Here is a 21,180-nt window from a genome sequence, read left to right as displayed (position 1 = left end):
CCCGGACCCAGTTGACCCACGAAGGCAGGTACCCCCGATGAGCACCACCACCGAACTCCCCACCCCCGCGACGACCGTGGCCCCGGCCGCCCGGCCGGCCAAGGTCCGCCGGCGCGGTGAGAGCAGCCTGCTGGCCAGGGCGCTGTCCCACGGCACCCTGATCGTGGCCGGCCTGATCGCGCTGTTCCCGGTGGCGTGGATCCTCTTCGTCTCGCTCGGCCCGGACAAGACCGACTACCTCCACCCCGGCGCGATCCTCGACAAGCTCACGCTGTCGAACTACCACCACGTGCTGTTCGACACGGACTTCTTCACCTGGTTCGGCAACGCCCTGCTGGTCTCCGGCGTCACCACCGTGTTCGGCGTCCTGGTCGCCGCCACCACCGGCTACGCCGTCTCCCGGATGCGCTTCCCTGGCCACCGGCCGCTGATGTGGTCGCTGCTGGTCACCCAGATGTTCCCGATCGCGGTGCTGATCGTGCCGATGTACACGATGCTCTCCGACCTCGGCCTGCTGGACAGCTACCTGGGCCTGATCCTGGTCTACTCGACCACCACCGTGCCGTACTGCGCGTGGCTGCTGAAGGGCTACTTCGACACCATCCCGGTGGAGATCGACGAGGCCGGCCGGGTCGACGGGCTCAGCCCGTTCGGCACCTTCTGGCGGCTGGTGCTGCCGCTCGCCCGCCCGGGCCTGGCGGTGGCCGCCTTCTACTCCTTCCTCACGTACTGGGCCGAGGTGCCGTTCGCCTCCACCTTCATGCTCAGCTCCGACAAGTACACGCTGGCCGTGGGCCTGCAGACCTTCGTCAGCGAGCACGACGCCCAGTGGAACCTGATGGCCGCGACCGCCGTGCTGATCGCGATCCCGTCGGCAGCCTTCTTCTACCTGGTGCAGCGCCACCTGGTCACCGGTCTGACCGCCGGTGCCTCCAAGTCGTAACGCTCCTCGCTCCTCTAGTCCCCAAGGGATACCGTCCATGACCCAGAACCTGGCCGACACCTCCCGGCCTGCCGCCGACGCCGCCGCCCACGAGGCGGTCACCCCGGCTCCTGCGACTGGCGGCGCGTCCAGAGGCTGGTGGCGGGACGCGGTCATCTACCAGGTGTACCCGCGCAGCTTCGCCGACTCCAACGGCGACGGCATGGGTGACCTGCCCGGCATCCGCAGCCGCCTGCCGTACCTGCGCGACCTCGGCGTGGACGCGGTCTGGCTGTCGCCGTTCTACGCCTCGCCGCAGGCGGACGCGGGCTACGACGTCGCCGACTACCGCGCCGTGGACCCGATGTTCGGCAGCCTGCTGGACGCCGACGCGCTCATCCGGGACGCCCACCAGTTGGGGCTGCGGATCATCGTCGACCTCGTCCCGAACCACTCCTCGGACCAGCACGAGTGGTTCCAGCGCGCCCTGCGCGAGGGCCCCGAGTCCCCGCTGCGCGAGCGGTACCACTTCCGCCCCGGCAAGGGCGAGAACGGCGAACTGCCGCCCAACGACTGGGAGTCCATCTTCGGCGGCCCGGCCTGGACGCGCAGCGAGAACCCGGACGGCACCCCCGGCGACTGGTACCTGCACCTGTTCGCCCCCGAGCAGCCCGACTTCAACTGGGAGAACCGGGCCGTCGCCGACGAGTTCCGCTCGATCCTGCGGTTCTGGCTCGACATGGGTGTCGACGGCTTCCGCATCGACGTCGCCCACGGCCTGGTGAAGGCCCCCGGCCTGCCCGACCTCGGCGGCTCGGACCAGCTCAAGCTGCTCGGCAACGACGTCATGCCGTTCTTCGACCAGGACGGCGTGCACGAGATCTACCGCAGCTGGCGCAAGATCCTCGACGAGTACCCGGGCCAGCGGATCGGCGTCGCCGAGGCCTGGACCCCGACCGTCCAGCGCACCGCCAACTACGTGCGCCCCGATGAGCTGCACCAGGCCTTCAACTTCCAGTACCTGGGCACCGGTTGGGACGCCGCCGCGCTGCGCGAGGTGATCGACGTCTCGCTCGACTCGATGCGCCCGGTCGACGCCCCGACCACCTGGGTGCTGTCCAACCACGACGTCACCCGGCACGCCACCCGCTTCGCCAACCCGCCCGGCCTCGGCACCCAGATCCGCACGCCCGGCGACCGCGAGCTCGGCCTGCGCCGCGCCCGCGCCGCCACCCTGCTGATGCTCGCGCTGCCCGGCTCCGCGTACATCTACCAGGGCGAGGAACTCGGTCTGCCGGACGTCACCGACCTGCCGGACGAGGTCCGCCAGGACCCGTCGTTCTTCCGCAAGGCCGGGCAGGACGGCTACCGCGACGGCTGCCGCGTCCCGATCCCGTGGTCCGGCACCGAGGCCCCGTACGGCTTCGGCCCGGTCGCCGGCGGGCCGTCCTGGCTGCCGCAGCCGGCCGAGTGGGCCGCGCTGAGCGTCGAGGCGCAGACCGGCGACCCGGCGTCCACCCTGGAGCTGTACCGCAGCGCGCTCGCCGTCCGCCGTTCCCAGGACGACCTCGGCGCCGGGACGGCCGTGGAGTGGCTGGAGGGCCCCGAGGGGACCCTGACGTTCCGCCGCGGCTCCTTCGTCTGCACCGTCAACGCCACGGACGAGCCGGTCCGGATAGCGGCGCCCGGAAAGCTGCTGCTCTCCTCGGTGGAGCTGGTGGTCGACGGCGGCGAGACGGTGCTCGCGCCGGACAGCACCGGCTGGTGGGCGGTCTGACGTGGTTGCAATAGGCTCTGGGACCGTGACTACGGCGCGACTCTCAGACATCGCGGCGCAGGCGGGGGTCAGCGAAGCCACCGTCTCCCGCGTACTCAACGGCAAGGCGAACGTCTCCGCCGCCACCCGGCAGACCGTGCTGGCGGCGCTCGACGTGCTCGGCTACGAGCGGCCGACCCGACTGCGCCAGCGCAGCGCCGGCCTGATCGGGCTGATCACGCCGGAGCTGAGCAACCCGATCTTCCCCGCACTGGCCCAGGTGATCGAGCAGGTGCTCAGCCGGCACGGGTACACCCCGGTGCTGTGCACCCAGACACCGGGCGGGTCCACCGAGGACGAACTGGTCGAGATGCTGGTCGACCGGGGCGTGGCGGGCATCGTCTTCGTCTCCGGGCTGCACGCCGACTCCACCGCCGACCACGACCGCTACGCCCGGCTGACCGGGCGAGGGGTGCCGTTCGTGCTGATCAACGGCTACAGCGAGCGGATCGACGCGCCGTTCATCTCGCCGGACGACCGGGCCGCGATGTGGATGGCCGTCCAGCACCTGGCCGAACTCGGGCACGAGCGGATCGGGCTGGCGGTCGGGCAGCGGCGGTACGTGCCGGTGCTGCGCAAGATCGAGGGCTTCACGGCGGCGATGCGCGAGGTGCTGGGACGGAGCCAGGAGGAGGCCGAGGAACTCGTCCACCACACGCTGTTCAGCGTGGAGGGCGGGCACGCGGCGGCCGGCGCGCTGCTGGACAAGGGCTGCACGGCGATCGTCTGCGGCAGCGACATGATGGCGCTCGGGGCGATCCGGGCGGTGCGGCAGCGTGGGCTGTCGGTGCCGCACGACGTCTCGGTGGTCGGCTTCGACGACTCGCCGCTGATCGCCTTCACCGAGCCGCCGCTGACCACGATCCGCCAGCCGGTCGAGGCGATGGCGACCGCGGCGGTGGACGCGCTGCTGGAGGAGGTCGGCGGAAACGCGGTCCAGCGCGGGGAGTTCATGTTCCAGCCGGAGCTGGTCATGCGCGGGTCCACGGGGGCCTGCGCGCGCTGAGGACGGTCAACGGACGGGCCCCGGAGAGCAGTTGCTCTCCGGGGCCCGTTGTGTGCCGCCCGGGTGCCGGGTCAGCCGTCAGTTGTCGGCTGTCACCCGTCGGTCGTGCTCAGACCCGGCCGGCGAAGTCCGGCGCCCAATTGGCGACGGTCTGCAGGCGCACGCCCGAGCTCGGGTTGGCGGCCTCGACGTACTGGCCGCCGCCGATGTAGATCGCGACGTGGTAGACGCCGGAGTTCTGGCCGTTGTTGGACCAGAACAGCAGGTCGCCCGCCTGCAGGCTGTCCAGCGAGACGCGGGTGCTGGCGGCGGCCTGGTCGGCGGCGACGCGCGGGACGGAGACGCCCGCGGCGCGCAGCGCGGCCTGGGTCAGGCCGGAGCAGTCCCAGCCGCCGTTGCCGGTACCGCCGTAGACGTACGCCTGGCCGACCTTCGACTGGGCGAAGGAGACCGCGGCGGCCATGCTGCCGGTGGCGGCCGGGGTCTGAGCCGGGGTCTGAGCCTGGGCGGCCGGCTTGGAGGCCGGCTTGGTGGCCGGGGCCTGGGGCTGGGCGGCCGGCTTGGCGCTCGCGACAGCGCCGTTGGAGGTCTGGCCGGACTTCTGCGAGCGGTCGAACCAGGTGAAGTCCGAGCCGGACGTGGCCGACGAGCCGGAGCCGGACCGGTCGGCCTGAGCCGACTGCTGGGCCTGGCCGCCGTCCTTGAACGAGAGGCGCTGGCCCGGGTAGATGGAGTCCGGGCCCTCGGTCAGGGTGCCGCGGTTGAGTTCGTACAGCCGCTGCCAGCCGCCCTGGAGGTTGTGCTTGTCGGCGATCGAGGACAGCCAGTCGCCGGAGGCGACGGTGTAGTCGTCGGCCTGGGGCTGGGCGCTGTTCCGGGCCTGGCTCTGGCCCTTCTGGGCCGAGGTGCCGTTGGTGGAGTCGGCGGGGGCCTGCGCCTGGTCCTGGGCCGGTGCGGCCGGCTTGGCGGGCTTCGCGGCCGGGGCCGGGGTCTGGGTCTGCGCGGGCTTGGCGGCCGGGGCGGCCGGCTTCGCGGCGGGCTTGGTGGCGGTCGAACCGGCAGCCGAGCCGGTGGTCGAGCCGGCCGAGGTGTCGACGGCGGCCGGGGTGCCGCCCTTGGTCAGGCCGGCCTGGACCGAGCACACCGGCCAGGCGCCGGGGCCCTGCGAGGCGAGGACCTTCTCGGCGACGGCGATCTGCTGGTCCTTGGTGGCCTGGTTGGCCTGGGGGGCGTAGGCGGTGCCGCCGAAGGCGGCCCAGGTGCTGGAGGTGAACTGCAGTCCGCCGTAGAAGCCGTTGCCGGTGTTGATGCTCCAGTTGCCGGTGCTCTCGCACTGGGCGACCTTGTCCCAGGTGGCGACGGAGGCGGCGGAGGCCGTGCCGGAGGTGAGGCAGGGGATGGTGAGGCCGACGCCCGCGACGCCGACGGCGGCGATCACGCGTCGGGTACGACTGGACAGACGGGTGCCGTTGGTGGGCAGCATGAAGACGCAGTCCTCTCCCACGCCTGCGAGGTGAGCTGTCGGATTCGGGCTGGAGTTGCCCGGCCGCGCTGTGGGCGCGGCTTCACCCCTAGCCCTGGATCGTTCCGGGGAACGGTCCGGGGCGACTTACCTGTGGGTCCCCCGCTCCTGCCGTGGTGCGTTTTCGCGCTGCCAGGACATCCGACGGCAGGACTCGGCGTCGCGGATGAACTGGGTTCGTGTGGCCACGAACGGGGAGCACGTTAAGCAGACTTAAGTTCAAACTGCAAACACCTGTGACGCGCATCACGGTTTGGCGAGAACGGTCGTTCCCCTCGCTTGTCGCGATCGGAAATGACCGATTTCCGGCAACCCCGCGAAGGGTGCGCGCAACTGTCTGCGCTTCAGGAGGCAGGTGACGGTGGGTCGGGTCGCCCGGGGGCCCGCCCGTCGGGAGGGCGGCGTGTCCGCACTGTGGTCATCGGGGGATGCGTCGAGCGATGGTGAACAAATACGGATAGAACGGACATCACACCCATTCGTCCTTTAACTCCCTTACGGGACAAGCGGGAAGGGCCCGGAACGTAGCCGTTCCGGGCCCTTCACACGTACGGTGACCGCTACTACTGGCCGGCCGACTCCTCGGCGGCGGCGTGAGCGGCGTGAGCGGCGCGACCACCCCGGCCGGAGTGGTCGGCGTGGGTGCCCTCGGCGGCCTCCGCCGCCTCGGCCTCGGCCCGCGCCAGGGCCTCGGGGGAGGGCGCCGGCAGCGCGGCCAGGTAGGTGGAGGCGATCAGCTGGCCGACCGTCGGGTAGGCGCCCAGCGGCGCCGCGGACGGGCAGCCGGTCTCCTCGGCGGCCGTGGCGAGCAGCTCGGAGTCGGCCTCCGGCCCGATCACCAGCGGGGCCAGCGCCGGGCGCTGGGAGCCGGTCTCCTTGAGGTGGTTGACGGCCGCGGCGACCGAGCCCGGCACGTCGAGCGCGGCGGGCACGACCGGGACGGCCAGCCGGGCCGCCAGCAGGACACCGGTGATGCCGGCAGCGGCAGCGGCCTCCTCGCCGCCGACGGTGGTCAGCACGACGCCGTCCGCGGCGGTCGCGATGGCGAACAGCCGGGCCCGGTCGGCACGCGCCAGGCCGGCCTCGGACAGGCGCACGTGCACGGCCTCGGCGAGCAGCGGGTGCGGGCCGAGCACGTCGGTGACGGGGGCTCCGTACTCGGCGGCGAGGGCGTGGAGTTCGGTCAGGAATCCGTGCGGGCCGGGTACCAGCGGCACCAGGACCGGCGCGGGCAGGCCGGCCTCGGCGGCCATGGCCAGCAGTTCGGCGACGGTGCGGTCGTCGCTGTCGGCGCCCTGGGCGGCTTCGCCCGGGAGGTAGCCGACGGCGGTCTGGATGTCGCCCTGCTCGCTGCGGACGATCGACAGCAGCTCCTCGACGACCGAGCGGGACTCGGGCCCGGCGGTCGCGGGCACGGCGAGCACCAGGGCCGGGGATCCGGCCGGGATCTCGGGGCGCTCGGGGCGACGGTGGCGCCCCCGCGCACGGGAGCCTGGAGTGCGGACGGGCAGTGGCGCGCCCGGGATGGCTGCGGTGCTCATGCCGGAGATCGTAGGACATCGGCCCGTCAGGCCTGCATTCGGCTGCCGTTCGAGTTTCACGTGGTCATGGCGGGTGCGCCGCGCTCCCGTCGTGTCCGTCCGGGCGGTTTGCCCGCAATCCGGACATATCTCACCCAGCCTTCGAGCGATCACCGCTGGTTGCCCTGACGTGTCCGACGGGGCGTCGAGTTGCTTCTGTGGCGCGTGAGATGTCTCACAGCCAGGAGGTCGCCTGACGGAGGGTCACGAAGGCGCGACTCCGGGCGTCTGAAGATCAACATTCAGCGGGGAATCGCTCACGGCCGGTTATCGAGAATCTGGCGATTCACTCGGCTATGTCCGTTTACGTACCGTCAGGAGAAGGGTCCGTGAAGAGTTCAGAACTGCCGGTGAAAGGCCTCGTGCACCTGCAATGTCCCGTGCTGATGCACGTGCACAGCAGCTATCATCGCGTCAAGTGAGGCGTTGTGCCGGGCCGGTACGGGGCCGGTCCGTTCGTTCGGCGGGTGCCGGGAGCGCCGCGCTGGACGACCACTCCGGAGCTCTTCGGGAGATTTCTATGCACGACTCGCAGGACACGTACGGCTCGTACGACACCTACAACGGGATGGCGGCCGCCGACCTCAAGGGGGTTGTCTGGCAGAAGAGCCTGCACAGCAACTCCCAGGGGAACTGCGTCGAGTTCGCGGCCCTGCCGGGGGGCGATGTGGCGATGCGCAACTCGCGCTTCCCGGAAGGTCCGGCGCTCATCTACACCCGGGCCGAGATCGCCGCCCTGCTGCTGGGGGCCAAGGACGGGGAGTTCGACCACCTGGCGGTCTGACCGGCCGCCGTCCTGCCATCGGGGGGCCGTCGTGGGTGCTGACACCGCGACGGCCTTTGTCTTGTCCGGGGCCGGTCCGGGGCCACATGACGGGCGCTCTCGTGGCGGCCGTTCTCGCGGCCGACCGCGCGCAGGTGTGGCGGGTGGTCCCGCGCACGGCTGGGGGCCCGGACGTGGACGGGAGTCGGGCCGCCGGGGTGCCCGGCCGTCGGTCCGGCCGGCTCGTCCGGGAGACAGGCCCGGGAATCGTCGTGGAAATCGCCCTGAGGGCTGGGCCGGAGCCCGTGGCGCACCTGTGCCAGGCCCGCCGATCCGCTCCGCGGAGCCCGGGGTGCGGTCCTCCCGGGGCCTCCCTCGGCCGGCCGCGCGCCGCCTGGCGCTAGGCCGAGCGCCGGTGCCGTCCACCGAGTTCGGAACCGGTGGCCGGCTCCGCCTCGAACAGGGCCCAGACCACCTTGCCGCTGCCCAGCGGGTGCCAACCCCAGGAGCGGCTGAAGGACTCCACCAGGTGCAGTCCGCGGCCGGACTCGGCGACGAAGTCCGCCTCCCGGGCGACCGGGCCGATGCAGCTCGGGTCGCTCACCGCGCAGACCACCTGGGGGGAGCGGTGGACCAGGCTTATTCGGATCGGCAGCCGGCCCTCAGGGGTCGGCTGTATGGGAAAGTCGTACTCGCCCTGGACGCCACCCGCAGGGTCGGGCCGTGCGCCGATCGCATGCCGCAGTGCGTTGGTCACCAGCTCCGAGGCCACCAGCGCGACGTCGTCGAACAGCTCCATCAGGCCCCAGCGCTGAAGAGAGGTTCTGGCGAAGTCGCGCGCGGTTCTGACGGCTTCGAAGCGAGGAGCGAGCGTACAGGTGACCACATGGGGGTCAACCGCCAAAGCCGTACCGGTGCTCATGAAGAGCTCCTCCCATAAGGGGGCGGACACGGCTGGACCCGCCGGGGTCATGCCGGTCACCTCCGACTCGCTCGGCCGCTCGGCCGCCCCCTCGACCAGCGCGCGCGCACACGAACCCCCGGTGGCGCGGGGGAACGCTGCCGGGTCGGTGCACGGAGTCGCGCGTGGGGTCGACGCGGAGCCCGCGGGAATGCCAGGGATGTGCAGGTGCACGTGCACCATGGTGGTGTGCGCTCACTGCAGATGCAAGAGTCGATTCACGTGCAGTCGCACTATTGGCATATGCAAGCGCCGGATGCACGTGCATCCTGGTGTGTGGAGTGTGGAACTGATAGGAACATCCGTCAGTATCGGCACCGTGAGCGCTCAACTGATGGCAGACTGTGCGCTGTTTGCCCTAGGTGGAGGTTTCGACCGCATGACCACAGTTCAGCCGGGCGGCGGCTCGATGGTCCGCCGGATCCTCCTCGGTTCTCAGCTGCGTCGCCTGCGTGAGACGCGCGGCATCACGCGCGAGGACGCCGGCTACGCGATCAGGGCCTCGGAGTCCAAGATCAGCCGCATGGAACTCGGCCGCGTCAGCTTCAAGGAGCGCGACGTCGCCGACCTGCTCAGCCTCTACGGCGTGGACGACGGCCTGGAGCGGGAGGCACTGCTCGGGCTGGTCCGCGAGGCCAACAAGTCCGGCTGGTGGCACAGCTTCAACGACGTGCTGCCGGGCTGGTTCCAGACCTACGTCGGCCTGGAGGAGGCCGCCCAGCTGATCCGCACCTACGAGGTGCAGTTCATCCCCGGACTGCTGCAGTCCGAGGAGTACGCACGGGCGGTTTTCGGCCAGAGTCGGCCGGTCGTCAGCGAGGAGGAGATCGAGCGGCGGGTCAGCCTCCGCCTGCGTCGCCAGAAGCTGCTGACCGAGGGCGCCAGCCCGCGACTGTGGGCCGTGATCGACGAGGCCGCGCTGCGCCGCCCCGTCGGCGGGCCCAAGGTGATGCGCGGCCAGGTGCAGTACCTGATCGACGTCGCCGAGCAGGCCAACGTCGTGATCCAGGTGATGCCGTTCCGATTCGGCGCGCACGCGGGGGAGTCCGGGGCGTTCACGATCCTGCGCTTCCCTGAACAGGACCTCGCGGACGTCGTCTACCTGGAGCAGCTCACCAGCGCGCTGTACCTCGACAAGCGGGACGACGTCGACGCGTACATCCAGGTCATGGAGCGGCTCTGCGTGGACAGCCTCACGCCGGAGCGGACCGTGGACCTGCTGGCGTCGATCCTCAAGGAACGCTGAGAGGAACTCCCGGCAGAGCGTACGGGTCCGGCGCCCGCGATCGGTCGCCCGGACACCGAGCCGCCGTCCACCCGCCGTCAGCCGCGGGCCGGCGGCCGTTCGCGTTCCGGCGGCAGTGCCTGCGGCGGGGTGCCCAGTTCCCAGGGCAGGTCGTAGCGGCGGAACAGGTCGGCCCGGATCAGTGCCAGCGGGAGTTCGGCGCCCGGCAGCAGCACCCCGATGCAGCCGCCCATCAGCGCGCTGCGCAGCACCGCGTGCTCGGCGGCCGGGTCCGGTGCGCCCCAGTCGAGCAGCAGGCCTTGGAGGATCGCGCCGAGCTGCTGCTGCTCCGGGTCCTGGACGAAGGCGCCGGAGTCCGGGTCCAGGATCAGCGCGAGGTGCGAGCGCATCACCCGCGGATGCTCCAGGGCGAGGGTGAGAACCGCGTCGATCGCGCGGGCCAGCCGGGCCGCCGGCGTGGCGTCCGGGGTCAGCTCGGCGAGCGCGCCGGAGAGCGACTGGTGCATCATCCGGTGCGTCGCCGACTGCATCAGCAGCCGTTTCCCGTCGAAGTAGTAGGAGAGCAGCCCGCGCGCGAGCCCGGCCCGCTCGGCGATGTCGGTCAGCGTGGTGCCCGCGTATCCGTGCCGGTCGACCAGTTCGACGGTGGCTCGCATGATGCGCAGACGGGAGCGTTGCCGCATCTCCTCATTGACCGAATCCCCGCGAGGTGCCATCGTGTCTGCTCCGAACGTTCGTTGGCTCCGGGCCAATATACTGGCGGAGCCGGTAGTCGCACCGTGAAACCGCGCGCCGGTGGGCGCCGCTCGGGCGCCCGGTACAGAAGACGGCCGGCTCCACCAAAACGGGGGTTTGGTGGAGCCGGCGCCATTGTCCGACGGCGGGGGCCGGGGGGCCGGCCCCCCGGGCGGCGGTCGACGGTCAGCGGTTGGTCAGGACTTCGGTCCGCGCCGTGCTCGACCCGACCGGGGGGTAATCGTAGTCCCGCACCGGCGCGGGAGCTGACGTCCGCCGCCGGTCGACCAGGGCGCCCACCGCGGCGATCAGCAGGCCGAACAGCGCGACCGCCGTGACGAACACCAGGGCCGGCCGGTAGCCGTCCAGCTGCGCCTGCGGGCTGTCGCCGCCGGCACTGCCGGCGGCGATCATCGCGGTCGCGCCGGCCAGGACCACCGCGGTGCCGACCTGGATCGCGGTGTTGACCAGGCCGGAGGCCAGACCCTGCTCCTCGTCGCCCACGCCGTCGGTGGCGGCGATGTTCACCGAGGGGAAGGCCAGCGCGAAGCCCACGCCGAGCAGCAGCATCGAGGGCAGGACCAGACCCAGGTACGAGCTGTGCTCGTCCAGCCGCAGGAACAGTGCGAACGCGCCGACCAGGGCCAGCAGGCCGATCGGCAGCAGCCTGCCGGTGCCGAAGCGGTCCACGATCGGACCCATGAACGGTGCCGAGAGCGCGATGAACGCGCCGGCCGGCAGCAGCCCGAGGGCCATCTGCAGCGCCGACCAGCCCAGCAGGTGCTGCAGGTAGAGCGTGACGACGAACTGGAACCCGCCGTACGCGCCGGCCATGGCGAAGGCGATCACGTTGGCCCGGGCGACCGAGCCGTTGCGGAAGATGCCGAGCCGGACCAGCGGGTGGGCGGTGCGGCTCTCCACCAGCAGGAAGGCGGCGGCCAGTGCGGCGACCACGACCAGCGAGCCGACGGTGCGCAGGCTCAGCCAGCCGACGCCCTGCGCCTCGGTGACGGTGAACACCAGCAGCAGCACGGTCGCGGTGCCGGTGATCGCACCCAGCACGTCGTAGCCGCCCTTGGCGCGCTCCTCGGCGGGGCGGGGGAGCAGCCGGACCGCGAAGAGCAGGGCGAGCAGTGCGACCGGAACGGGCATCAGGAACGTCCAGCGCCAGCCGACCGAGGTGAGCAGCCCGCTGAGCACCAGTCCGAGCGAGAAGCCGCTGGCGCCGCAGGTGGTGTAGATCGACAGCGCCCGGTTGCGGGCGGGGCCCTGGGCGAAGGTCGTGGTGATGATCGACAGGCCGGCGGGGGCGGTGAAGGCGGCGCTGACGCCCTTGAGGAAGCGGGCGGCGATCAGCAGCCCGCCGTCGTCGACCAGGCCGCCGAGCAGCGAGGCGGCGGCGAAGACGCCCAGGGCGACCAGGAAGACCCGGCGGCGGCCGAGCAGGTCGGCGGCGCGGCCGCCGAGCAGCAGCAGGCCGCCGTAGCCGAGCACGTAGCCGGAGACCACCCATTGCAGGGCGGAGGTGGAGAGGTGCAGCTCGGAGCCGATGGACGGGAGGGCGACGCCGACCATGGAGACGTCCAGGGCGTCCAGGAACATGGCGGCGCAGAGCACGATCAGGGTGCCCCAGAGGCGGGGTGTCCAGCTCAGCCCGCTGGTTGACGGGGCGTCGGGTGACGTGGCGGTCGCGGTGGTCATGGGGAGGACAGTACATGCACGTGCATTCAATGCAAATGAATAAGATGTGAACACATAATTTTACGGCGCACGTGCTAGGCTGGCACCGTGGCTGATCTCGACTCCCCGGCGGAGGCCGGTCTCGTCGCGCAATGGCGCGACCTGCTGGCCCGGCATGCCGCCACGGCCTGCATGCTCGATCGCGAGCTGGGTGACAAGTGCGGACTGGGCGTGAGCGAGTTCGAGGTGCTGGAGCGCCTGGTGGAGGGGTGCCAGGGCGGCGGTCATGCGCTGCGGGCGCAGGAGCTGGCCCACACCGTCCACCTCAGCCAGAGCGCGCTGTCCCGGGTGATCGCACGCTTGGAGAAGGGCGGGCTGGTCACCCGGGCGATGTGCGAGAGCGACCGGCGGGCCATCGTGATCACCCTGACCGGGACCGGTCGGGAGCGGTACGAGCAGGCCAGGCCGCTCCATCGCGAGGTGCTCGAACTGACCCTCGGCGCTCCGCTCGGGCCGCTGGGCGAGCCGCCGGCAAGCTGACCTGGTGTCAACTCGGTGGGCCGACGCCCGGATCGGACCTTTCCGAAGGGGTGCGGGCCTTCTCAGAGGAGCGAGGTCAGCCCCGGGGCGACGGCCAGCAGGACGGCCGCGGCAGGTGCGGCGAGGGCGACGACGGTGAGCCGCAGCCGGTGCGGGACGGACAGCCGAGGACGGCCCGCGAGCAGCCGGTCCACCCGCCGCGGGGACTGCGCCAGACCAGGCGGGCAGGAGCCGAACACCCCGCGGTCCAGGTTGAGTTCGGCCAGCGCGAGGGCGGTGGTGTGCCGGCCGTGCCGGCGCGCCGCCCGGTCGTCGGCCGCCAGCTCCACCAGCTCCTCCACCTGGGCCCGGAAGGCACTGAACACGCCGACCCCGGGGAAACCGGAGGCGAGCGCCTGTGCGCACTGCTGGAGCCAGTGGTGCCGGGCCCGGACGTGCCCGCGCTCGTGGCTCAGGACGGCGGCCAACTCCCGGTCGGTCAGCTGTTGGAGGGCGCCGGTGGTGACCACCAGGCGGGAGTCCGGGCCGGGCAGCGACCACGCCTCCGGGCGGACGTTCTCCAGCACCACCAGCCGCTCCCGGCGGCTGCGGGCGGACGCGATGGCCTCGGGCAACTCCGGAGCACGGACCGTGAGTTGAGCATGTCGGTGGTCGCGGATCGCCTTCGCGGAACGGACTTCGCGGGTGAGCGCCAGCACCGTCTGCAGGCCGCCCGCCGCCAGCACCGCGGCGCACAGTCGGCCCCAGCCCTCGGCGTCCTGGAGGCCGTACGCGGCCTCGACGCCGTGCGGGGCGCCCGAGAACACCAGGGCGCGCAGTTCGGGCAGCGCGGCGGAGGCGGCCAGCAGCAGGCCCAGGACGCAGCACAGCAGCACGGCCACCACCAGGCACTGCCACGCCAGCAGCGCCAGCACCGGTTCGCGCTCCGCCCAGCGGGCCCGGGCCAGCAGCCGGGGCGCGACGGTCGAGAGCAGCAGTCCGAGCAGCAGCAGGCCGATCAGGGCAGTCATCGCATGGGCTCCCCGAGTACGCACGGAACGCGACAACGCGCTCCCTGCCAACCTATGCGCTGATGACGTCCGGAGGAACGGCTTTCGACCGGCCAGTGACCAACGCCACGTCAGGGATGGGCTCTTGGATCGATCCGGGCTCACATGGTCAGGAGCATGGCGAACATGCCGATGCCCATCGTGAGCCGGCAGGCCCGGGGCAGGCCGGCGGTGCCGAGTGCCACGGCCCCGGAGGCCGTGTGCAGGAGCCGGGTGCCGGCCCACAGGGAGTAGCCGCCGAAGTAGAGCAGGAGGGAGCCGGTCAGCAGCGGCGTGCCCGCGTCGGCGGCGTGGTGGTGATGGCCGGGGGTGGCGGTCATCGCGAGCGCCATGTACGTCATGGCGAGCGCACCGATCGCGTGGTGCAGCCGGTGTGCCCGGCGGGCCGGGGCGCGTACGGCGGCGAGCAGGAAGGTGGTGGCGGGGAGACCGAACACCCAGGCCCAGACGGTGGCCGGGACGGCGCCGCCGGTCACGGCCATGGCGGCCATGCCGAGCCCCATCAGGGCCTCGGCGGCGTCGGACTCCCGGGCGAGCAGGCGGCGGGCGCCGAAGTGGTGAGTGGTATCGGCGGCGCAGGGGGAGTGGCGCAGCCGGGTGAGACAGTAGGCGCCGGCGGTGGCGGTGAGGAGCGCGAGCAGCCAGCTGATCAGCGAGGGTCCGTGCAACGGCGGCCTCCCGGGGCGGAGAGGGCGGGCGGCCGACGGCGGTGCGGTGCGGCCCGCCACACCGTCGCCCGCCGACCGCGGTCTGGACGGTCGTCCAGTCCACGATCACCGCTGTGGCCGGGGCGCGGGCAGGGCGCGCACCGGGGCGCACAGTGGTGCCCCCGGTGTGCGGCCACCGGGCACACGCTCCGCCGCCCCGGCCGGTGCTCAGCCCGCGAGCCGCCCCGAGGCGACGACCCGGCTGAGGAACCGTCGCGTCCGCTCCTCCCGCGGATCGCCGAACACCTGCTCCGGCGGCCCCTGTTCGAGCACCACCCCGTCGTCCAGGAAGCAGACCTGGTCGGCCACCTCGCGCGCGAACCCCATCTCGTGGGTGGACAGGACCATCGTCATGCCCTGCTCCTTGAGGTCGCGCACCACCGAGAGCACCTCCCCGACCAGGACCGGGTCGAGCGCCGCGGTGATCTCGTCGAGCAGCAGCAGCCGGGGCCCGGTGGCCAGCGCCCGCACGATGGCGACGCGCTGCTGCTGTCCTCCGGAGAGCCGGTCCGGGTACTCCTTCGCCTTGGCCGCCAGCCCCAGCCGGTCGAGCAGCCCCAGCGCCTCCGCCTCCGCCTCGGCCCGCCCCCGTCCGTGCACCCGGCGGGGGGCGAGCGTGATGTTCTCCAGCACGGTCAGGTGCGGGAACAGGTTGTAGGACTGGAACACCACGCCGATCCGGCGGCGGACGGCGTCCTGGTCCGCGCGCGGGTCGGTGATCTCCTCCCCGTCCAGGAAGACCGCCCCGTCGTCGATCCCCTCCAGCAGGTTGACGCACCGCATCAGCGTGGACTTGCCGGAGCCGGACGCCCCGATCAGTGCCGTCACCGAGTGTTCGGGCACCGCGAACCCCACGTCGCGCAGCACCACCTGGCCGCCGAAGGTCTTGCGCACGGACTCCAGTCGGAGCACGTCCCCGCTCACACCGCACCTCCCTGGAACTGCCGACGGTTCGTCCGTGCGGTCAGCCAGTCGGCGAACCGCGTCAGCGGAATGGTCAGCACGATGAACACCAGTCCCGCCACCAGGTACGGCGTGAAGTTGAACGACCGGGCCGCGATGATCTTGGCCGCGTACACCGCGTCGATCGCCCCGCCGATCGACACCAGCCCGGTGTCCTTCTGCAGGCTGACCAGGTTGTTCAGCAGCGGCGGCACCACCCGCCGCACGGCCTGCGGGAGCACCACGTACCGCATCGCCTGCGCGTTGGTGAGCCCGAGCGACCGGGCCGCGGCCCGCTGGCTGGGGTGCACCGACTCGATGCCGGAGCGGAACACCTCCGACACGTAGGCGGAGTACGTCAGCACCAGCGCCGCCCCGCCGAGCACCAGCGGATCGGTGGTCACCCCGCCGAGCCGCAGCGCCGGTACCCCGGTGATCATCACCAGCAGGCAGATGATCATCGGCAGCCCGAGGAAGAAGTCCACGTACGCGGTGGCCAGCAGCCGCACCGGCAGGAACACCGGCCCGCGCAGCGTCCGCAGCACCGCGAGCAGCAGGCCGAACACCAGGATCAGGGCGCCGCAGCCGAGCATCAGCTCCAGGTTGAGCCGCAGCCCCTTCAGTACCTCGGGCAGCGCCTGGCGGGCGTAGTCGGCGTTGAAGAAGGTCTTCCGAGTCACCTCCCAGCCGGGGGAGTTGACGACCAGCAGGTAGAGCGCGACCGCCGTCGCCAGGGTCGACCCGGCGGCCATCAGCGCCGACCGGCGGGCCCGGCCGCGCCGGTACGCCTCGTGCGCCAGCCGCCGTTCGGACGGACGGTAGCCGTCGTCGTCCCCCTTGCCCCCGCCGCCGTCGAGGCCCTCCCCGTCGAGGTCACCCCCTTCGAGCCCCTTCCCGGCGCGGCCCTTCCCGTCCCGGCCCTTGGCGACCGACGCCGGACCGGCCGCCACCGCGTCGCCGCTCACTTGAGCACCGGTGCCGAGACGGCGTCGGAGAGCCACTGCTTCTCCAGCCTCGCGAGCGTGCCGTCGGAGCGCAGCGCGTCCACCGCCTGCGACACGCAGCCGGTCAGCTTCGAGCCCTTGTCCAGCACCAGGCCGAACTGTTCGCCCTGCGTGGCCCCCGCGAACTGGCCGACCACCTGCGCCTCCGGCACCTCGGCGCCGGTGATGTAGAAGGCCGTCGGCAGATCCACCACGAGCGCCTCGACCTGGCCGTTCTTCAGCGCGGCCTTCGCGAGGTCGTTGGAGTCGAACACGGCCGGCTGGACGCTCGGCTTGATCGTGTCGGTGATGGTGTCGAGGCTGGTGGTGCCGACCTGCGCGCCCAGCTTGGCGCCCTTCAGGTCGGCGATGCTCTTCGCGCCCGCCGCCTTGGAGTTCTTCAGCGCGATGACGGCCTGGCGCACGTCGTAGTAGCCGGAGGAGAAGTCGACGGCCTGCTTGCGCTCGTCACTGATGGACACCTGGTTGACGTCGAAGTCGAAGTCCTTGGCCCCGGGCGAGGTGGCCTTGCCGAACGGCGCGACCACCCAGCTGACCTTCTCCTTGGGGTAGCCCAGCTTCTCCGCCACCGCGAAGGCCACGGCGGACTCGAACCCCTTGCCGTTCTCCGGCTTGTCCTCGGTGAACCACGGGTCGTACGCGGGCTTGTCGGTGCCGACGGTCAGCGTCCCCGCCGTCCGGGTCGCCAGCGCGCCCGGTGCGCAGCCCGCGGCGGTACCGGCCGCACCCGAGGAGCCCGAGGCGGCGGCCCCGTCGGACTTGGCGTCCTGCGGCGCGCACGCGGTCAGCGCGGCGGCCGCGGCGAGCAGTGCGGCGAGGGGCAGTGCGGCGGACGGCTTGCGGATGGTCATGGCAGGGCTCCAGTGAGGAAGGGCCGGGCGGGACAGGGAGGAGGCAAGGGCCGGGTGGGACAGGGGAGGCGACGGGCGGGCCGGGGCCGGCCGCGGGCCCGGCGGGTCACTTCCCCCCGGTGGCGGCGCCGGAACACACACGGCATGGTCGGCGTACGGGCCCGCGTCCGCGGCGCCCTCCGAGCCGGATCAGCGACAGCGGCGGCAGAGGCCGCGCACGCGACAGCAGGCGTGACAACAAGAGGGCGCCCGGAAAAGGCCGATGTGGCACTCGGTCACCGTGATCACCGCCGGGAGCATGGCGGGAGGTTCGCATTCCGACAGTGCGTCTGTCCAGAACATCCAGATCCCTGTCCACATGGCGGACGCCCGGCCGGCGGGCCCGCGCCCCGGGGCCCCGCCAGGGGCTCGGCGGAGCCACGCCGAAGCTTTGTCGGTCGCGACCCCCTTGAACAGGAGAACCTTTCGTACTTATGGTGTCTCCGTTGAAATAACTCCTGTCGAAGTGAGTCCCCGATGCAGAATCTTTCGCCAAGGCTCGCTGCGGCGGCCGACGCCCCGGTCTCGACCCTCGCCGGCCACCCGGCCTGGCTGCGCCTGAAGGAGGCCGTCGAGACGCTGCGCCCGCTGCAGTCCAAGGACGGCTCGATCGACCTGTCCGCCGTCCAGCGGCACACCGTCGACCCGCTGCTGGCCACTGTCCGCGGCGCCGTCGAGGAGCTCGCCCCGCTGTTCCCGCACGACGCCGCCTACCTGGCCGCCGTCGACGCGGACCTGGCCAAGTGGGCCGACACCGGCTACCGGGAGCCCGACTTCCTGGACTCGCTGCTCGCCTTCCACCCCGCCGACCAGCGCGAGGACGGCCTGGAGCACCTCGTCGTCTTCCCGATGTACACGCAGAACGGCAACCCGGACCGCAACCTGGAAGCCGTCCTGCTGAGCGTCGTGTGGCCCGACTGGCTGGCCGAGCTGGAGCGGACCCGCTTCGACAACCCGATGTTCGTGCCGATCACCTTCACCGACTTCACGGCCGGCTACGACACCAACTCCGCCGTCCTCTTCCCCGAGACGGTGGCCGTGCGCAAGGCGCCGGAACGTTTCACCTGGGGCGGCATCTTCTGCGACCGCGAGGCCGCCCGCTTCCGCGCCGTCACCACCAGCGCCGTCCAGCAGCTCGGCCTGGAGATCCCGGCCGACGCCGAGGGCCTGCTCAAGGACCAGGACCGCGCGCAGGAGACCTTCGTCCTGTGGGACCTCGTCCACGACCGCACCCACAGCCACGGCGACCTGCCGTTCGACCCCTTCATGATCAAGCAGCGCAGCCCGTTCTGGATGTACGGCCTGGAGGAGCTCCGCTGCGACCTCACCACCTTCAAGGAGGCGGTGAAACTGGAGGCCGAGGGCAACACGCACGCCCGCGACGTCCAGTACGCGATCCTCTTCGACCGCCTGTTCCGCTTCCCGGTCAGCGGCGACCGCGTCCGTAACTACGACGGCATGGGCGGCCAGTTGCTCTTCGCCTACCTGCACAAGCACGACGCGCTGCGCTGGCGCGACAACCGCCTCAGCATCGACTGGGACCGGGCCCCGCAGGTCACCAACGCGCTCTGCGCCGAGATCGAGACCCTTTACCGCGACGGCATCGACCGGCCCAAGCCGGCCCACTGGATCGCCGCCTACCAGCTGGTCTCCCGCTACCTCACCCCGCACCCCGCCTCCACCTGGGCGAAGGGCTCCGAGGCGCTGCCGCTCGACATCACCGATGGCAAGGCCCTCAACAAGGCGCTGTGCGACGCGGTGCTCCCGGACGAGTTCCCGCTGAGCATGTTCTACGAGGCCCTGTCCAAGAAGCTCGGCGGCGTCATCGCCGCCACCGCCGGCATCACCGGCACCGGTATCCAGGGAGCCGCCGCGTGACCACGACCACCAAGTCCCCGCTGACCGGCAAGGTCATCGCCGTCGCCGGAGCCAGCGGCCCGGCCGGCCAGGCGGTGCTGCGCCGCCTCACCGCCGACGGCGCCACCGTGATCGGTGCCGACATCGACGCCCAGCGCCTCGAATCCGCGCTGGACGCCACCCGCATCGCCGTGCGCGGGGCCAAGGTCAGCGGACAGGTGATCGACCTGCTCGACCCGCAGGAGGTCCACGACTGGGCCGACCACCTGGAGGCCGAGCACGGCCATGTCGACGGTCTGTTCCACCTGGTCGGCGGCTGGCGCGGCAGCAAGACCTTCTTCGACACCCGCCTGGACGACTGGGACTTCCTGCACGACACCGTCGTGCGCACCCTCCAGCACACCTCGCTGGCCTTCCAGCCCGCCCTGGTCCGCAGCTCCGCCGGCCGCTACGCGATGATCTCCGCCGCCGCCGCGCACAAGCCCACCGCCGGCGGCGCCGCCTACGCGGCCGCCAAGGCTGCCACCGAGGCCTGGACCCTCGCCATGGCGGACTCCTTCAAGAAGGAGACCACCGCCCCCGACGGCGAGCCCACCGCAGCGGCTGCGATCCTGGTCATCAAGGCGCTGGTCAGCCCCGAAATGCGGGCCGAGAAGCCGGAGGCGAAGTTCGCCGGCTTCACCGACACCGCCGACCTCGCCGGACACCTGGCGGGCCTCTGGGACCGCCCCGCAGCAGAACTGAACGGACAGCACCTGTGGCTGACAGCCCGATGACCGACCTCACCCGTACGGACGCGGTACGGCGGCACGACCCCGCCGTCCGCGGCTTCGCCAGCGACAACTACGCCGGCGTGCACCCGGAGATCCTCGCCGCGATAGCCCTCGCCAACGGCGGCCACCAGATCGCCTACGGCGAGGACGACTACACGGCCCACCTCCAGGACGTCTTCCGCCGCCACTTCGGCGACAAGGCCGAGGCCCACCCCGTCTTCAACGGCACCGGCGCCAACGTGGTCGCCCTCCAGGCGCTGCTCCCGCGCTGGGGTGCCGTGGTCGCCGCCGAATCCGCCCACATCAACGTGGACGAGGGCGGCGCCCCGGAGAAGATGGGCGGCATCAAGCTGCTCACCGTCCCCACCCCGGACGGCAAGCTCACCCCCGAGCTGCTCGACCAGCAGGCCTGGGGCTTCGGCGACGAGCACCGCGCGCAGCCGCTCGCGGTCTCCATCACCCAGAGCACCGAGCTCGGCACCCTCTACACCGCCGACGAGATCCGTGCGATCACCGAGCACGCCCACCAGCTCGGCATGCTCGTCCACGTCGACGGCTCCCGCCTGGCCAACGCCGCCGCAGCGCTCGGCCTGCCGCTGCGCGCCTTCACCACGGACGTGGGCGTCGACGTGCTGTCCTTCGGCGGTACGAAGAACGGCCTGCTGTTCGGCGAGGTCGTGGTGGTGCTCAACCCCGAGCGGGTGCGGAACATCAAGTTCCTGCGCAAGACCTCGATGCAGCTCGCCTCGAAGATGCGCTTCCTCTCCGTCCAGTTCGAGGCGCTGCTCTCCGGCGACCTCTATCTGCGCAATGCCGGGCACGCCAATGCGATGGCCAGCCGGCTGGAGGCGGCCGTTCGCGGGATCGACGGCGTCGAGATCGTGCGCCCGGTCCAGGCGAACGCGGTGTTCGCGATCCTCCCGCGCGAGGTGAGCGAGCGGCTTCAGAAGCACTACCGCTTCTACTTCTGGAACGAGCACACCGGCGAGGTGCGCTGGATGTGCTCGTACGACACCACGGAGGCCGACATCGACGGCTTCGTGGCGGCCATCGCCGAGGAGATGGGCCGCGTCTGACGGCGCCTGAACATCGGATCGCCCCTGCCCGGGACCCCGGGCGGGGGCGATTTGCATGTGGCGGTCCTGTCCCCGTACAGTTCCGGAGTCGCCGCGAGAGAGCGGGGGCAA

19 protein-coding genes and 1 riboswitch are annotated in these 21,180 nt (G+C 71.9%); of the genes, 9 read left to right on the top strand and 10 right to left on the bottom strand.

The window, feature by feature from the left end:
• Window positions 1-37: 37 nt before the first annotated feature.
• From AB0P03_RS28275 to AB0P03_RS28265, 3 genes are read left to right on the top strand one after another with little or no spacing between them, the layout of a single operon-like run.
• Window positions 38-943, top strand: coding sequence for a carbohydrate ABC transporter permease (locus AB0P03_RS28275; protein WP_363585891.1), 906 nt, complete (start codon window positions 38-40; stop codon window positions 941-943).
• Between the two features lie 37 nt (window positions 944-980).
• On the top strand, window positions 981-2,699 hold the full coding sequence (locus tag AB0P03_RS28270) for a glycoside hydrolase family 13 protein (RefSeq protein WP_363585892.1): 1,719 nt from the start codon (window positions 981-983) through the stop codon (window positions 2,697-2,699).
• A gap of 25 nt (window positions 2,700-2,724) precedes the next feature.
• Window positions 2,725-3,744, top strand: a complete 1,020-nt coding sequence (locus tag AB0P03_RS28265) for a LacI family DNA-binding transcriptional regulator (protein ID WP_208869121.1) — start codon at window positions 2,725-2,727, stop codon at window positions 3,742-3,744.
• Between the two features lie 109 nt (window positions 3,745-3,853).
• Here AB0P03_RS28265 and AB0P03_RS28260 read toward each other — a convergent pair whose 3' ends face one another.
• Window positions 3,854-5,248, bottom strand: coding sequence for a transglycosylase family protein (locus AB0P03_RS28260; protein ID WP_363631499.1), 1,395 nt, complete (start codon window positions 5,246-5,248; stop codon window positions 3,854-3,856).
• A riboswitch (cyclic di-AMP (ydaO/yuaA leader) is annotated at window positions 5,235-5,395 on the bottom strand. It overlaps the preceding gene by 14 nt.
• A 434-nt stretch (window positions 5,396-5,829) precedes the next feature.
• A complete protein-coding gene (locus tag AB0P03_RS28255) occupies window positions 5,830-6,807 on the bottom strand; it encodes a hypothetical protein (RefSeq protein WP_363631498.1) in 978 nt (325 codons plus the stop codon).
• 559 nt (window positions 6,808-7,366) lie between these two features.
• Between AB0P03_RS28255 and AB0P03_RS28250 the strand changes: the two genes are divergently transcribed.
• Window positions 7,367-7,630: a DUF397 domain-containing protein gene (locus tag AB0P03_RS28250; protein ID WP_363585895.1), complete on the top strand. Its 264-nt coding sequence runs from the start codon at window positions 7,367-7,369 to the stop codon at window positions 7,628-7,630.
• Between the two features lie 379 nt (window positions 7,631-8,009).
• Here the strand turns inward: AB0P03_RS28250 and AB0P03_RS28245 are convergent, their stop codons facing one another.
• On the bottom strand, window positions 8,010-8,531 hold the full coding sequence (locus AB0P03_RS28245) for an ATP-binding protein (RefSeq protein ID WP_363585896.1): 522 nt from the start codon (window positions 8,529-8,531) through the stop codon (window positions 8,010-8,012).
• Between the two features lie 418 nt (window positions 8,532-8,949).
• Between AB0P03_RS28245 and AB0P03_RS28240 the strand changes: the two genes are divergently transcribed.
• Window positions 8,950-9,816, top strand: coding sequence for a helix-turn-helix transcriptional regulator (locus AB0P03_RS28240; RefSeq protein ID WP_063350131.1), 867 nt, complete (start codon window positions 8,950-8,952; stop codon window positions 9,814-9,816).
• A gap of 77 nt (window positions 9,817-9,893) precedes the next feature.
• Here the strand turns inward: AB0P03_RS28240 and AB0P03_RS28235 are convergent, their stop codons facing one another.
• Both AB0P03_RS28235 and AB0P03_RS28230 read right to left on the bottom strand, forming a co-directional pair.
• Window positions 9,894-10,472, bottom strand: a complete 579-nt coding sequence (locus tag AB0P03_RS28235; RefSeq protein WP_244293512.1) for a TetR family transcriptional regulator — start codon at window positions 10,470-10,472, stop codon at window positions 9,894-9,896.
• 265 nt (window positions 10,473-10,737) lie between these two features.
• Window positions 10,738-12,252: an MFS transporter gene (locus AB0P03_RS28230; protein ID WP_363585897.1), complete on the bottom strand. Its 1,515-nt coding sequence runs from the start codon at window positions 12,250-12,252 to the stop codon at window positions 10,738-10,740.
• An 87-nt stretch (window positions 12,253-12,339) separates the two neighbouring features.
• On the opposite strand from AB0P03_RS28230, the gene AB0P03_RS28225 reads away from it, so the two are divergent.
• On the top strand, window positions 12,340-12,771 hold the full coding sequence (locus AB0P03_RS28225) for a MarR family transcriptional regulator (RefSeq protein ID WP_363585898.1): 432 nt from the start codon (window positions 12,340-12,342) through the stop codon (window positions 12,769-12,771).
• A 62-nt stretch (window positions 12,772-12,833) separates the two neighbouring features.
• Here the strand turns inward: AB0P03_RS28225 and AB0P03_RS28220 are convergent, their stop codons facing one another.
• From AB0P03_RS28220 to AB0P03_RS28200, 5 genes are all read right to left on the bottom strand, one after another.
• Window positions 12,834-13,781 (bottom strand): M56 family metallopeptidase, encoded by a 948-nt coding sequence (locus AB0P03_RS28220; RefSeq protein WP_363585899.1) that lies wholly within the window; start codon window positions 13,779-13,781, stop codon window positions 12,834-12,836.
• Between the two features lie 140 nt (window positions 13,782-13,921).
• Complete coding sequence (locus AB0P03_RS28215) at window positions 13,922-14,488, bottom strand: DUF5134 domain-containing protein (protein ID WP_363631496.1); 567 nt, start codon at window positions 14,486-14,488, stop codon at window positions 13,922-13,924.
• Between the two features lie 207 nt (window positions 14,489-14,695).
• The gene (locus tag AB0P03_RS28210; protein WP_063350137.1) at window positions 14,696-15,451 is read right to left on the bottom strand and encodes an amino acid ABC transporter ATP-binding protein; all 756 of its coding nucleotides are present in this window, start codon (window positions 15,449-15,451) and stop codon (window positions 14,696-14,698) included.
• On the bottom strand, window positions 15,448-16,269 hold the full coding sequence (locus AB0P03_RS28205; RefSeq protein ID WP_350875703.1) for an amino acid ABC transporter permease: 822 nt from the start codon (window positions 16,267-16,269) through the stop codon (window positions 15,448-15,450). Before AB0P03_RS28205 ends, AB0P03_RS28210 begins: the two co-directional genes overlap by 4 nt.
• Window positions 16,270-16,430: 161 nt before the next feature.
• A complete protein-coding gene (locus AB0P03_RS28200) occupies window positions 16,431-17,324 on the bottom strand; it encodes an ABC transporter substrate-binding protein (RefSeq protein ID WP_363585901.1) in 894 nt (297 codons plus the stop codon).
• A 516-nt stretch (window positions 17,325-17,840) separates the two neighbouring features.
• Between AB0P03_RS28200 and AB0P03_RS28195 the strand changes: the two genes are divergently transcribed.
• From AB0P03_RS28195 to AB0P03_RS28185, 3 genes are read left to right on the top strand one after another with little or no spacing between them, the layout of a single operon-like run.
• On the top strand, window positions 17,841-19,241 hold the full coding sequence (locus AB0P03_RS28195) for a DUF6421 family protein (protein WP_363585902.1): 1,401 nt from the start codon (window positions 17,841-17,843) through the stop codon (window positions 19,239-19,241).
• The gene (locus tag AB0P03_RS28190) at window positions 19,238-19,996 is read left to right on the top strand and encodes an SDR family NAD(P)-dependent oxidoreductase (RefSeq protein ID WP_350875646.1); all 759 of its coding nucleotides are present in this window, start codon (window positions 19,238-19,240) and stop codon (window positions 19,994-19,996) included. Before AB0P03_RS28195 ends, AB0P03_RS28190 begins: the two co-directional genes overlap by 4 nt.
• On the top strand, window positions 19,993-21,069 hold the full coding sequence (locus tag AB0P03_RS28185; protein WP_363585907.1) for a low specificity L-threonine aldolase: 1,077 nt from the start codon (window positions 19,993-19,995) through the stop codon (window positions 21,067-21,069). Before AB0P03_RS28190 ends, AB0P03_RS28185 begins: the two co-directional genes overlap by 4 nt.
• The last annotated feature ends 111 nt before the right edge of the window (window positions 21,070-21,180 follow it).

The organism is Kitasatospora sp. NPDC088779 (assembly GCF_040685395.1).
Lineage (GTDB): Bacteria > Actinomycetota > Actinomycetes > Streptomycetales > Streptomycetaceae > Kitasatospora.
This window is presented reverse-complemented; position numbering and strand designations above follow the sequence as displayed.